The organism is Variovorax sp. N23, assembly GCF_025486315.1.
GTDB lineage: Bacteria > Pseudomonadota > Gammaproteobacteria > Burkholderiales > Burkholderiaceae_C > Variovorax.
The window spans coordinates 278040-290350 of sequence record NZ_JAOOPY010000005.1 but is presented as its reverse complement, the minus strand read 5'-3'; the positions used below and the strand labels follow the sequence as shown (position 1 = coordinate 290350).

Here is a 12311-nt window from a genome sequence, read left to right as displayed (position 1 = left end):
GCGCGCCTCGCGGGCTCAGGGCTGGCGTCCGGGCCGGACCACCGGCTGACCATCGTCGTCGCGCTCGCGACTGCCCTCCAGCGCCTCGCCCGGTGGGCGAGGCGTATGGGGTGGCGGTGGGGGCGGAAATGGCGGCGGGGGCGGCAGCATGACACAGCCGCTCAGCGCCAGGGCGGCCATCACGGCCAATACGCCATCGCGTCTTTTCATCACTCGACTCCTTGTTGAGAAGCCTCGACTGTGCGCAGCGAATGCGGAGGAATATGGGAACGCGACGCTGCGCCCGTGACGGCCGGGTCAGGCGTCCGGCGCCTCCAGCGAGAAGCCGATGCCGTACACCGAACGGATCCAGTCGTGCGACGGCGAGCGTGCGGAGAGCTTGCGTCGCAGGTTCTTGATGTGGCTGTCGACGGCGCGTTCGGTCACGTCGTCGACCGGCTCGTAGGCCAGCTCGAGCAGTTGCCCGCGCGAGAAGATGCGGCCGGGGTGGCGCGCCAGTGCCTGCAGCAGGCGGAACTCGCGCCGTGTCAGGTTGAGCGGCTCGCCATGCAGGTTGGCGCTCCACTGTTCCTCGTCGAGCGCGAGCGCACACGCGGGGCCGTTCGACACGGCGGCCTGCTGGGCCGTGCGGCGCAGCACTGCGCGCACCCGCGCCACCACTTCGCGCGGCGAGAAGGGCTTGCAGATGTAGTCGTCCGCCCCCAGCTCGAGGCCGATCAGCCGGTCGATTTCCTCCGTGCGCGCGGTGAGCATGATCACCGGCGCGTCGGAGTGCGCGCGGGCGCCGCGCAGCACGGCCAGGCCGTCGAGCCGCGGCAGCATGACGTCCAGCAGCGTCAGGTCGGGCGGGTCGGCCTGGATGCGTGCCAGCGCGAGCTGCCCATCGGCGATGTGCTCGGTGTCGTAGCCCTCGTGCCGCAGGTAGTCCTGCAGCACCGAGGCGATGTCGTGTTCGTCTTCGACGATGAGAATGCGGGTCATGGGGCGGGGCTCAGGGGAAGGGTGACGATGACGCGCAGGCCGCCCATCGGCGACGGCGAGGCGTCGATGCTGCCGCCGTGTTCTTCGACGATGGTGCGGCAGATGGACAGGCCGAGGCCGGAGCCGCCGGTTTCGCGGCTGCGCGATGCCTCGCCGCGGAACAGGCGGTCGAACAGCCGCGGGACCTCGTGCACCAGCGGGCCGGGCGCGCTGTCGTCGAAACGCAGGTGCAGCAGGCCGTCGCTGGTGCTGCCTTCGACGCTGGCGCTCAGCCGCACGCTGCCGCCGGCGTCGGTGTAGTTGAGCGCGTTCTCCAGCAGGTTCATGAAGACCTGGTGCATGCGCGGCGCATCGCCACGCATGGCCAGCCCGTTGTCGACGCTGCCCAGGCGGCGCGTGTCGACCGCGATGTCGCGCTGCGCGAAGCGCTCGCGCATCATCTCGACGGCCTCGGTCAGCAGCGTGAAGGGGAACACGGTTGTGAACGGGGAGATGCCGTGCGCGGTCACGCCGTCCGGCTCGCGCATGCTGCTGCGCAGGTCGTCGACCAGCTGGCCGAGCCGCATCACCTGGCGGTGCAGCCGCAGCGCGGTCTTGTCGTCGAAGCGGCGCACGCCGTCCTGCAAGGCTTCGATCTCGGCCCGCATCGCGGCCAGCGGGGTGCGCAGCTCGTGCGCGACGTCGGCCAGCCAGGCGCGGCGCGAGGTTTCGATGGTGTCGAGCCGTTCGGCCATGGAGTTGAAGGTCTGGCCGAGCAGCGCGAGCTCGTCGGTGCCGTCCACCACCACGCGGGTGTGGAGGCGACCGTGGGCGATCTCCTGCGCGGCGCGGCTGAGCCCATCGATGGGCGCGAGCCAGCGGCGTGCCACCAGCCACGACAGCACCAGCGCCACGCCCAGCCCGACCAGGCCGGTCCAGGCCAGGAAGCCCGACTGGCGCGCCAGGAAGGCGCGATCGACCTGGCCCCGGAACACCTCCGGTGGCGCCAGCACGAGGTAGCCGACGACCCGGTTGCGTTGCATCAGGGGCAGGCGCGCCGCGTCGGGCGTGTTGACATGCGCCCCGGCCACATGAGCGCCGTCGGCATCGATCACGCCGAGGTGCTTGAAGATCAGGTCGGGCCCGCCATCGGGGGTTTCGTCGGGCGGCGGTGGGAGGAATGCGCGGCCGTTCAGGGGCAGCACGCCGTCGCCGGGCGGCGGGCCGGAGCGGTCGTACCAGGGCGGCAGGCGGCGCCCCCCGAGCTGCGCGCCGGCCACGTCGCGCTCGCCCCACTGCAGGCGCGGCCAGACCAGGCCGTCGCGCCGCAGCACGTCCCAACTGCCGTCGACGGCGTACTTCTTCTGCAATTGCTCGACCAGCCAGGTCATGCGGCGGATCTGGATCTCCGCCGCGTAAGGCCCGAGGCCGCGCTGCAGGCCGACGATCGAGAACGCGGTGAAGATCAGCAGCAGCAGGACGAGCAGCGTCGCGAGCGCGAGGAAGATCTTTCGGGAGAGCGTCAGGCGAGGAAAAAGAGGGCGGCGCACAGGGGTCCGTTTCGGAGAAGGCGCGGTGCGCTGCGGGTGGTGCATCGACAGGGCCGAGGTGACGGCGCGATCTTGCGGGGGAATGTCGGAGAGATTTGGGAGATGCGGGCGATGCGGTGGTGGGCATCGCGACCGCCAGCGATTCTCGGGACGGCACGAACACGCCAGGTGTCGGCCGTGTAAAGGCCGTGTGAAGCCGGATGCAGCGGCCGCTACAGCCGCAGGCGCGCCGCGTAGCCCGTCATTTCCAGGTAGCCCCGCCCGACGCGCCGGCCCTGGTCGTCGAGCAGCTCGCTCAAGCCTTCCCAGTACACGGCGCCGGTCGAGCCGCGGCTGTCGAGCTCCTGGTCGTCGAGCAGCGCCCGCACGGTGAAGCGCCCGGCGGGCGTGCCGATGCGCCACTGCACCGGGTAGGCGGCCTGCGTGCGCGGGCTGGCCCAGCGGCGCTCGGCAGCGAAGTGCACGGCGTCGGCACCGAAGCTGCGCGCCTCGCCGCCGCGCGGCCGCCACGAGCCGCCGCCCCACAGCGCGCTGCCGTCGGCGCGCCGCAGATGGAAGGCGGTAAGCGCGCTGCCGTCGTCGAGGTTCATGCCGATCCAGTCCCAGCCGACCGCCTCGGGGTGCATCAGCGCCTCGCTCCACTCGTGGTCGAGCCACGCGGTGCCTTCGACGTCGAAGGCCTGGCCCTGCGCCATGAGCCGGCCGCGCGTGGCGAGCTGCGGCTCGCTGTAGTAGTAGCTGGCCTGCTCGGGCTGCGGCCCCTTGCGCGACAGGCCGGCGCTGCCCTGCAGCAGCACCGGCTGCGTGGGCATGAAGTCGAGCGCCAGCGCGAAGTCGCCGGCCGGCAGCCGCGCCTGGTAGCCGCCGCCGGCACTGCGTTGCAGCGTCCAGTCGCGCAGGCGCACGTCGGTATCGGCCTCACCGGCCTCTGCGATGCCGAAGCCGGCGCGCGCGATGCGCTGGTCGTGCAGCAGCCGGCGGCCCTGCAGGTCGGTGACGGCGGCGTGCGCGAAGATCAGTTGCTTCGCCGCGAAGGCCGAGCGCATGGCTTGGGTGTCGTCCACGCGCGAGCGGAAGAAGGTCAGCTGGAAGCCGAATTCGCGCGTGCCCGACTGCGCGTGGCCGGTGATGTACCACCACTCGGTGCGCAGGTCGGGGTGGCTGCCGAAGTCGCGCGGAAACTGCAATGCCCGCGGCGGCAGTGCCCAGGCGGCGGGCGCCGACAGCATCGCCAGCAGCAGGGTGCGGCGATGCATCGGGTTCATGCGAGTGCGCGGCCCTGCGCGAGGTAGCTGGCCATCTCGTCCTCCGGCACCATCCCGCCGCCGGTGGCCCACACCAGGTGCGTGGCGTGCGCCATCCGTTCGCTGGACAGCCCCATCCGTTGGCGGTAGCCCTGTGTCTCGGTCAGCACCTGCACCATGCCGGGCAGGCCAGCCACGGCCGAGGGCTCGAGCCGCACACCCTCGAGCGCGTCCATCTGCGCGATGCGCCGGTACAGCGTGTCGTCGCTCACCGTGATGTAGCCGTCGATGAGGCGTTGCATCGCGCGCCCGACGAAGCCCGAGGGCCGGCCCACGGCCAGGCCGTCGGCGGCGGTCACACCGTCGATGCCGAAGTCCTGTACCGCCACGTCTTCGTGCAGGCCGGTGCGCACGCCCAGCAGCATGCAGGGCGCGTGCGTAGGCTCGGCGAAGACGCAGTGCACCGCGTCGCCGAAGATCAGCTTCAGCCCGAAGGCCACGCCGCCCGGCCCGCCGCCCACGCCGCAGGGCAGGTAGACGAAGAGCGGGTGCTCGACATCGACCGCGATGCCCTCGGCGGTCAGTTGCTGCTGCAGCCGCTCCGCCGCGACCGCGTAGCCGAGGAAGAGGTCGGTCGAATTCTCGTCGTCGACGAAGTGGCACTGCGGATCGGCCTCGGCCTGGCGGCGACCCTCCGCCACGGCGGCGCTGTAGTCGGACGCGTACTCGACCACGTGCACGCCGTTCGCGCGCAGCCGCGCCTTCTTCCAGGCGCGCGCGTCGGCCGACATGTGGACCGTGACGTGGAAACCGAGCTTGGCGCCCATCAGGCCGATCGACAGGCCGAGGTTGCCGGTCGAGCCGACGGCGATGCGGTGCCGGCCGAAGAAGGCGCGGAAGGCGTCGCTGTCGAGCCGTGCGTAGTCGTCGTCCTCGCGCAGCAGGCCGGCGGCCAGGGCCAGGCGCTCCGCATGCGCGAGCACCTCGTAGATGCCGCCGCGCGCCTTGATCGAGCCGGAGATGGGCAGGTGGCTGTCCTTCTTGAGCCACAGCGCGCCCTGCGGCGTGATGCCGGCGTCGCGGCACAGCGCGGCCTGCATCGCGGGCAATGCGGCGATGTCCGATTCGATCAGCCCGCCGGCGGCCCGCGTCTCGGGGAACACACGCGCGATCCACGGCGCGAAGCGCTGCAGCCGCGCGCTGGCCGCGGCGACGTCCGATGCATCCAGGCCGACATCGGCCAGCGCTTGCGCCGTGGGCGCGATGCCGGGGTTGAACCAGCTCAGTTCCTTCAGCGCGACCAGGTCGTCGATGAGCGGGATGGCGCTGCGCCATTCGGCGGCGCTGCGGCCGCCCAGGGTGTCGTCTTTGTTCATATTTCAGGGTTCTCTCTACCAATCTTCCTTGACCGCCAGCACGGCGTCGCGCCCGGCGGCCGCGCGGCCCGCCAGCCAGGCCGTGAGCGTACCGGCTGCGACCACCGCGGCGCACAGCGCCACCAGCCGCCGCCAGGGCACCAGCAGGTCCATCGTCCAGTGGAAGCTCTGCGGGTTCACCACATGCACCAGCACGACCGACACCGCCAGCCCCAGCGCCAGCCCCGCGACGGCGCCGATGGCCGTCCATGCCGCGCCTTCGCCGGCGACCACGGCCAGCACCTGGCGGCGCGTGAAGCCCAGGTGCGCCATCAGGCCGAATTCCTTGCGTCGCGCCAGCACCTGCGCGCTGAAGCTCGCGGCGATGCCGAACAACCCGATGGCGATCGCCACCGCCTGCAGCCAGTAGGTGACCGCGAAGCTGCGGTCGAAGATGCGCAGCGAGGTCGCGCGGATCTGTGCCACCGACGACAGCTCCACCGCATCGCCCAGCCCTGGCTCGTCGGCCGCCAGCTGGCGCACCGCCGCCTGCACCTCGCCCTCGGCCGCGCCGGGCGTGAGCCACAGCGACACGTCGCTCGCGCTGCGGTCGCCGGTCAGGCGCTCGAAGTCGCGTGCGTCCATCGTGATGGTGCCGAACTGGCGCACGTAGTCGCGCCACACGCCGGCCACGAAGAACGTCGACGTCGTGCCGAGCCCCCGCGCCAGCGGCGCGAAGGTGGTGCCCGGCCGGGCGTCGTACAGGTCGACCATCGCCTCGCTCACGTAGATGCCGATCTGCCCCGCGGGCACCGGCAGCGCCTCGCCGACCAGCGGCAGCGTGCGCGCGGCACCGCCGTCCTCGAAGCTGCGGCCGATCAGCGAGACGGCCGGGCGTGCCGGGTCGAGCAGCAGCGGACGCAGCCGCAGCGTGCCGGTGCGCGCCACCCCCGGCAACTGCGCGAGTCGCTGCACGAAGGCGGGCGTGAAGGCCGCGTCGTCGCCACCGTTGCTGCCCGTGCTGCCGGCCACGCGCAGGTACAGATCGGCCGGCAGCACCACGTCGAGCCAGCGCGTGACCGAATCGCGGAAGCTCGCGACCATCACCGTCAGCGCCACCGCGAGGCTCAGGCTCGCGACCACGCCGCTCACCGCGACCGCCGCGGTGCCGCGCATGCGGCGCGCGCGCTCGATCGCCAGCATCGGCAGCACGCGCTGCGCGAAGGCCGGCGCCAGGCGGTCGTACAGCAGCGCGATCAGCCAGGGCAGGGCGGCGATGCCGCCCACCAGCAGGAAGCCGACCGAGAGGTACGCCGCCACCGGGATGTCGGCGATCGGCGGCAGCCTGGCGAGCGCGACGCCGATCGCCAGCAGCGCCAGCGGCACGAGTCGCCCGCCGCGCTGCGGGGCCGTGGCGCCGAGGCCCTTGAGCGTCTGCGCCTCCGGCAGCGACTGCGCCGCGCGCGCCGGCCACCAGCCGCCGACGCCGGCCGCGGCGATGCCCAGCGCGCCGTAGAGCAGGGCGGCCCCGCTGCTCCAGCGCAGCGTGGGCGCGACGCCTGCGAAATAGCCGCCGCCGAGGTCGCCGCCGAGCACCTTCAGCGCGAACACGGCCAGCGCCGCGCCGAGCGCGATGCCCGCGACGCTGCCGACCGCGCCGAGCAGCAGCGATTCGGCCAGCACCAGCCCGAGCCGGCCGCGCGGCGTGAGGCCCAGCACGCCGAGCAGCGCGAACTGCTGCGCCCGCTTGGCGACGCTGAGCGCCAGCACTGAGAACACCAGGAAGGCACCCGTGAAGAGCGCGACCAGCGCCAGCACCGTGAGGTTGACGCGGTAGGCGCGCGAGAGGTTGCTCACGCGCTCCGCCGCATCGCCGGGCTCGGCGATGCGCACGTTCGACGGCCAATCGGGCGCACCTTCGAGCGCCCGTGTGAAGGCCGCGCGGTCGGTGCCGTCGACCAGGCGCAGGTCGATGCGTGTGAGCTGGCCGACGCGCCCGAACAGCTCCTGCGCGGCGCCGATGTCCATCACCGCCAGCGCCGTGCCACCGGCCGAGACGCTGCCGGCAACCTGCACCTCGCGGCGCTGCGTGCCGATCTGCAGCGTGACGCGTTGCACCGTGTCGCCCAGCGCCGTGCGTGCGGCGGCATTGAGGAAGACCTGGCCCGGTGCGAAGAGCGAGAAGCGTTCTGCACCGTCGGCCGGCACCGGCATCAGCGCCGGCGCGAGCGTTGGCAGCACCAGCGCATCGACACCGACGATGCGCAGCGGCAGCCGCCGATCGCCCACCACGGCGGTTGCAGAAGCCTCGACCACCGGGCTGGCCAGCGCCACCTGCGGATGGCGCACCACCCGCGCGAACAGCGCCTCGTCGAAGCTGCCTTGCGCGGCGCGCAGCTCCAGGTCGGGCTGGCCGTTGACCGAGCGCACGGCGCTGGAGAACTCGTCGAGCGCCGAGGCGTTGATGAGGTGCACCGAGAAGGCCAGCGCCACGCCCAGCATCACGGCGACCACGGCGGCCGCGTTGCGCCACGGGTGATGCCGCAGTTCCTGCCAGGAGAAGGTGAGAAGCAGCGCGCGCATCGTTCGATTGTGGCCCGCGGCGTCGGACGCCATGCCGCCATTGTTTCGTTCCCGAGAACACCGTGGTTCATTTCGGCCCGTGTTGCACGTGGGTGTGCGGCGGACAATTCATCCCAACAGAGCAGCAGACGCAACCGGGTTGAAGACGCTGATCTGGGTGAGCTAGGCACCGAGCGCGGTGGCCGCCCCCATCAAGAGGACGGCGCCCCCCGATACCGGTTCGAAATTCATCCAAACTTTTGAAGGAATCATCATGAAGACCCCGCAACTGAAGACCTCGCAATTTCTCGGCGCCGTCGTTCTTTCCATCCTCGGTGTCGCCAGCGGCGCGCAAGCGGAAACGTACCAGGGCGTGCAGACCGTGAACTCGACGGTGAGCCGTGCCGACGTCGCTTCGCAGGCCCGTGTGGCGGCGCGTGCCGGTGATCAATTCAGCGAAGCCTCGTACGGCGGCGTCGCTCCGGTGACGGACTCGGGCCTGAGCCGCGCTGCCGTCCGCGCGCAAGCCAGCCAGGCCGCTCGCCAAGGCGACATCTACAGCGATGCGGCGATGTATGGCTTCCCGGCACCGACCGTTGGTCAGGCCGATCGCGCCACGGTCCGTGCGGAGGCCCGCGAGGCCGCACGCAACACGACGGCCATGCCGCTCTGATCCGCGCCGCCAGCTTCGCTGGCTTTGAAACGAGGCCGTCGTCGAGAGACGGCGGCCTTTTTCATGCCCAGGGGTGTGCACGGTGGCGGAGGCGATCCGCTAAGCTTCCCGCATGATTTCACTGCCCACCTACGACGATGTGGCCGCCGCCTCCGAACGGCTGGCGGGCCACGCCCACCGCACCCCGGTGCTGCGTTCGGCCACCGCCGATGCGCGCTGGGGCGCGCAGTTCTTCTTCAAGTGCGAGAACTTCCAGCGCATGGGCGCCTTCAAGTTCCGCGGTGCCTTCAACGCGCTGTCGCGCTTCGATGCGGCGCAGCGCCGGGCCGGCGCCATCGCCTTCTCCTCGGGCAATCATGCGCAGGCCGTCGCGCTGTCGGCCCGGCTGCTCGGCATGCCGGCCGTGATCGTCATGCCACTGGATGCGCCGGCCGCCAAGGTGACGGCCACGCGCGGCTACGGTGCCGAGGTGGTGACCTACGACCGCTTCACCGAAGACCGCGAGGCCATCAGCAAGCGCCTGGCGAGCGAACGCGGCATGACGCTGATTCCACCGTACGACCATCCGGACGTGATCGCCGGGCAGGGCACCGCAGCGAAGGAACTGATCGAGGAGGTCGGCCCGCTCGATGCGCTGTACGTATGCCTGGGCGGCGGCGGGCTGACCAGCGGCTCGGCGCTTGCGGCGCATGCGCTGTCGCCCGGCTGCAAGGTCTACGGCGTCGAGCCCGAGGCCGGCAACGACGCGCAGCAGTCGCTGCGCGCCGGCCACATCGTGCACATCGAGACGCCCAAGACCATCGCCGACGGCGCGCAGACGCAGCACCTGGGCGCGTACACCTTCGGCATCATCCGCCGCGATGTGGCGGACATCCGCACCGTGAGCGACGCGCAACTGGTCGAGGGCATGCGCTTCTTCGCCGAGCGCATGAAGATGGTGGTCGAGCCGACCGGCTGCCTGGCCTTCGCCGGCGCGGTGGCCGATGCGCCGTCGCTGCAGGGCGCGAAGGTCGGCGTGATCGTGAGCGGGGGCAACGTCGACCTGGCGCGCTATGCGGCGCTGTTGACGACCGGCGCCTGAGACGCCCGCGCGCCCGCGGCGCTCAGCGCGCGATGCCGTCCGCCTGCAGGTGCAGCACGCGATCGGCGCGCGCCGCGGCGGTCTCCGAATGCGTGACGAGCACCAGCGACGCGCCATGCTCGCGCGTCTGCGCGAGCAGCACGTCCATCACCTTGGCGGCGGTGGTCGGGTCGAGGTTGCCGGTCGGCTCGTCGGCCAGCAGCAGGGCGGGGCGGTGCACCAGTGCGCGGGCGATGGCGACGCGCTGCAGCTGGCCGCCACTGAGTTGCTGCGGCAGGCGCGCGCCGAAGCCGGCCAGGCCGACCACCTCGAGCATGCGCGCGACGCGCGCATCGTCGCGTTGCTTGAGCAGCATCAGCGGCAGCGCCACGTTCTGCGCGACGTCCAGGTGCGGCAGCACGTGGAAGGCCTGGAAGACGAAGCCGACGTGGCTGCGCCGCCAGATCGCGCAGGCCTCGGCGTCGAGCGCACCGATGTCGGTGCCGTCGTGCACGATGCGGCCGGCGTCCCAGCGGTCGAGGCCGGCCATGCAGTTGAGCAGCGTCGACTTGCCGACGCCCGATTCGCCGACGATGGCGACGAACTCGCCGGGCGCCACGTCGAGCGAGACGTTGGCGAAGACGGTCGCGTCGCCGTAGCGCTTGGCCAGGCCGTCGACGTAGAGGGTCATTGAATTTCCAGAATGCGGTCGACCACCTGCGCGGTGGCGTCCGGTGCCTCGGCGGCGACGACGTGGCGCTGCGGCATGCTGCGCAACCAGGTGATCTGCCGCTTGGCGAGCTGGCGCGTGGCGGCGATGCCGCGCTCGCGCAACTCGGCCAGGGGAAAGTCGCCGTCGAGCGCTTCCCAGGCCTGGCGGTAGCCCACGCAGCGCATCGACGGCAGGTCGGGGTCGAGGTCGCCGCGTGCGCGCAGCGTCTGCACCTCGTCGATGAAGCCGCCGGCCAGCATGGCGTCGAAGCGCTCGGCGATGCGGCTGTGCAGCCAGGCGCGGTCGGTGGGTTCGAGCGAGACCAGCAGCGCGCAGACGGGCCGATCGGTGGCCGATGCGGCCTTGCCCGCGGCATGAAAGTGCGACAGCGGCTGGCCGCTCGTGTGCCAGACCTCCAGCGCCCGCTGGATGCGCTGGCTGTCGTTGGGCGCGAGCCGCGCGGCCGTCACCGGGTCGACCTCGGCCAGGCGCGCATGCATCGCGGGCCAGCCATGCGCCGCGGCGTCGGCCTCGAGCCTGGCGCGCACGGCCGGGTCGGCCGCGGGCATGGCGTCGATGCCGTCGGCCAGCGCCTTGAGGTACAGCATCGTCCCGCCGACCAGCAGCGGCAGCCGGCCGCGCGCCGTGATCTCGCCGATCAGGCGCGTCGCGTCGGTCACGAAGGCGGCGGCGCTGTAGCGCTCGCGCGGATCGCGGATGTCGATCAGGTGGTGCGGCACCGCGGCGCGCTCGGCTGGCGTGGGCTTGGCGGTGCCGATGTCCATGCCGCGGTAGACCAGCGCCGAGTCGACGCTGACGATCTCCACGGGCCGCCGCGCCGCCACGGCCAGCGCGGCGGCGGTCTTGCCCGACGCGGTGGGGCCGGCGATGGCGGCATAGCGCAAGCCGCGTTCAACCATGCTTCTGCACCACCGTCCACGCCAGCAGCGCCACGCAGACGCTCCAGAAACCCATGCCGTAGGTCAGCGGCAGCACCGTGCCGTCGAGGTGCGTGCCCAGCCAGCCGCCGACGCCGAAGACGGCCAGCATCATGACGAAGCCGTTGAGCGCCGACGCCGCGCCCGCCGCCTGCGGGAACGGGCCGACCGCGCCGCTCTGACCGCAGGGCTGGTGCACGCCATGGCCCAGCATCATGAGCGTGAGCGGGCCGACGATCGCCGCCGTCGAGCGGACGCCCGCGAAGGCCAGGCCGGCCATCAGCAGCCCGCCCGACAGCGTGAGCACCGCGCCGCGCGCCACGCTGCCGCGCACGCCGTGGCGCGCGAGCCAGTAGCGGCAGACGAAGGTGCCGCCGATGTACGACAGCGAATTCCACAGCATCACGAGCCCGTACTGCGTCTTCGTCAGGCCCAGCACCTGGATGAACACGAAGGACGAGGCGGCCAGAAAGGTGAAGAGCAGGGCGTACGACGCGGTCGTGAGCGCGCAGAAGGCCTGGAAGGTGGGCTGGCGCAGCACCGTCGCCCAGGTGCGGACCAGCGTGCCGGGCTGCAGCGCCTGCGGGTCGCGGCGGGCCAGCGATTCGTCGAAGCGCCAGGCGACCAGCCCGAACGACACGGCGCCGAACAGCGCCGGCACGAGCAGCGCAACGCGCCAGCCGGCCAGGTCGGACACCAGCCCGCCGACCGGCGCGCAGAGGCAGGCGATCACGCCCAGGCCGGTGAGCGCACGCGACATGACGCGCGCGCCGTCGGCCGGTTGATACAGGTCGCGCACGATGGCGCGGGCCGCCATCACCGCCGCGCCCATGGCCGCGCCCTGCAGCGTGCGCCAGACGATCAGCAGCGCCATCGATGGTGCCAGCGCCGCGCCCACCGCCGCCAGCACATAGGCCGCCAGGCCCCACAGCAGCACCGGCCGGCGGCCGAAACGGTCGGACAGCGGGCCGAGCAGCAACTGCGAACAGCCGAAGGCGAGCAGCAGCGCCGTGAGCGTGAGCTGCGCATGCGCCACGGGTGCGCCGAAGCCGCTCGTCAGCGCCGGCAGCGCGGGGAGATAGAGGTCGGTGGTGACAGGCTGGATGCCCAGCAGCAGGGCCAGCGTGAGGACGACCAGTTCGGGCGGCATGCCGAGGGCGGGCCGCGCGGAGGGCGAGACGGCCTGTGCAGGCGAAGAGGGCGGCATGCGCCCAAGGGTAACAAATGAAGCGTGCCCCGCGCGTCGGCCGGGCCGGC

11 protein-coding genes are annotated in these 12311 nt (G+C 72.2%); 2 read left to right on the top strand and 9 right to left on the bottom strand.

From position 1 onward, the window contains the following. Positions 1-15: 15 nt before the first annotated feature. The 6 genes from N8A90_RS10495 to N8A90_RS10470 all read right to left on the bottom strand — a co-directional run bounded on the left by N8A90_RS10495 (position 16) and on the right by N8A90_RS10470 (position 7692). Positions 16-210 (bottom strand): hypothetical protein, encoded by a 195-nt coding sequence (locus N8A90_RS10495; RefSeq protein WP_262074793.1) that lies wholly within the window; start codon positions 208-210, stop codon positions 16-18. An 87-nt stretch (positions 211-297) separates the two neighbouring features. Further along, positions 298-981, bottom strand: a complete 684-nt coding sequence (locus tag N8A90_RS10490; RefSeq protein ID WP_262074792.1) for a response regulator — start codon at positions 979-981, stop codon at positions 298-300. Next, positions 978-2510, bottom strand: coding sequence for an ATP-binding protein (locus tag N8A90_RS10485; protein WP_262074791.1), 1533 nt, complete (start codon positions 2508-2510; stop codon positions 978-980). Before N8A90_RS10485 ends, N8A90_RS10490 begins: the two co-directional genes overlap by 4 nt. 212 nt (positions 2511-2722) lie before the next feature. Then, entirely contained in the window at positions 2723-3766 is a 1044-nt protein-coding gene (locus N8A90_RS10480) for a lipocalin-like domain-containing protein (protein ID WP_410087660.1), read from the bottom strand. Between the two features lie 5 nt (positions 3767-3771). Beyond that, on the bottom strand, positions 3772-5130 hold the full coding sequence (gene dsdA / locus N8A90_RS10475) for a D-serine ammonia-lyase (protein ID WP_262074789.1): 1359 nt from the start codon (positions 5128-5130) through the stop codon (positions 3772-3774). Between the two features lie 15 nt (positions 5131-5145). Beyond that, positions 5146-7692, bottom strand: a complete 2547-nt coding sequence (locus N8A90_RS10470; protein WP_262074788.1) for an FtsX-like permease family protein — start codon at positions 7690-7692, stop codon at positions 5146-5148. Between the two features lie 178 nt (positions 7693-7870). Between N8A90_RS10470 and N8A90_RS10465 the strand changes: the two genes are divergently transcribed. Next, positions 7871-8344 carry a helicase SNF2 gene (locus tag N8A90_RS10465; RefSeq protein ID WP_262074787.1) on the top strand — a complete coding sequence of 158 codons (474 nt, stop codon included), beginning with the start codon at positions 7871-7873 and terminating at the stop codon, positions 8342-8344. Between the two features lie 112 nt (positions 8345-8456). Further along, complete coding sequence (locus N8A90_RS10460; protein WP_262074786.1) at positions 8457-9425, top strand: threo-3-hydroxy-L-aspartate ammonia-lyase; 969 nt, start codon at positions 8457-8459, stop codon at positions 9423-9425. A gap of 22 nt (positions 9426-9447) precedes the next feature. Here N8A90_RS10460 and N8A90_RS10455 read toward each other — a convergent pair whose 3' ends face one another. Genes N8A90_RS10455 through N8A90_RS10445 form a run of 3 tightly spaced genes read right to left on the bottom strand, consistent with a single transcriptional unit; the run spans position 9448 to position 12261 of the window. Continuing rightward, entirely contained in the window at positions 9448-10095 is a 648-nt protein-coding gene (locus tag N8A90_RS10455; protein ID WP_262074785.1) for an ABC transporter ATP-binding protein, read from the bottom strand. Next, positions 10092-11036 (bottom strand): tRNA (adenosine(37)-N6)-dimethylallyltransferase MiaA, encoded by a 945-nt coding sequence (gene miaA / locus N8A90_RS10450; protein WP_262074784.1) that lies wholly within the window; start codon positions 11034-11036, stop codon positions 10092-10094. The genes N8A90_RS10455 and miaA overlap by 4 nt, the downstream gene beginning before the upstream one ends. Next, positions 11029-12261, bottom strand: coding sequence for a Bcr/CflA family efflux MFS transporter (locus tag N8A90_RS10445; RefSeq protein ID WP_262074783.1), 1233 nt, complete (start codon positions 12259-12261; stop codon positions 11029-11031). Before N8A90_RS10445 ends, miaA begins: the two co-directional genes overlap by 8 nt. Positions 12262-12311: the final 50 nt, after the last annotated feature.

Bases quoted from the DNA above. Each gene is read 5' to 3' on its own strand.
- N8A90_RS10470 (WP_262074788.1), bottom strand. From the start codon at position 7,692: ATGCGCGCGCTGCTTCTCACCTTCTCCTGGCAGGAACTGCGGCATCAC.
- N8A90_RS10490 (WP_262074792.1), bottom strand. From the start codon at position 981: ATGACCCGCATTCTCATCGTCGAAGACGAACACGACATCGCCTCGGTG.
- miaA (WP_262074784.1), bottom strand. From the start codon at position 11,036: ATGGTTGAACGCGGCTTGCGCTATGCCGCCATCGCCGGCCCCACCGCG.
- N8A90_RS10495 (WP_262074793.1), bottom strand. From the start codon at position 210: ATGAAAAGACGCGATGGCGTATTGGCCGTGATGGCCGCCCTGGCGCTG.
- N8A90_RS10460 (WP_262074786.1), top strand. From the start codon at position 8,457: ATGATTTCACTGCCCACCTACGACGATGTGGCCGCCGCCTCCGAACGG.
- N8A90_RS10455 (WP_262074785.1), bottom strand. From the start codon at position 10,095: ATGACCCTCTACGTCGACGGCCTGGCCAAGCGCTACGGCGACGCGACC.
- dsdA (WP_262074789.1), bottom strand. From the start codon at position 5,130: ATGAACAAAGACGACACCCTGGGCGGCCGCAGCGCCGCCGAATGGCGC.
- N8A90_RS10445 (WP_262074783.1), bottom strand. From the start codon at position 12,261: ATGCCGCCCTCTTCGCCTGCACAGGCCGTCTCGCCCTCCGCGCGGCCC.
- N8A90_RS10480 (WP_410087660.1), bottom strand. From the start codon at position 3,766: ATGCATCGCCGCACCCTGCTGCTGGCGATGCTGTCGGCGCCCGCCGCC.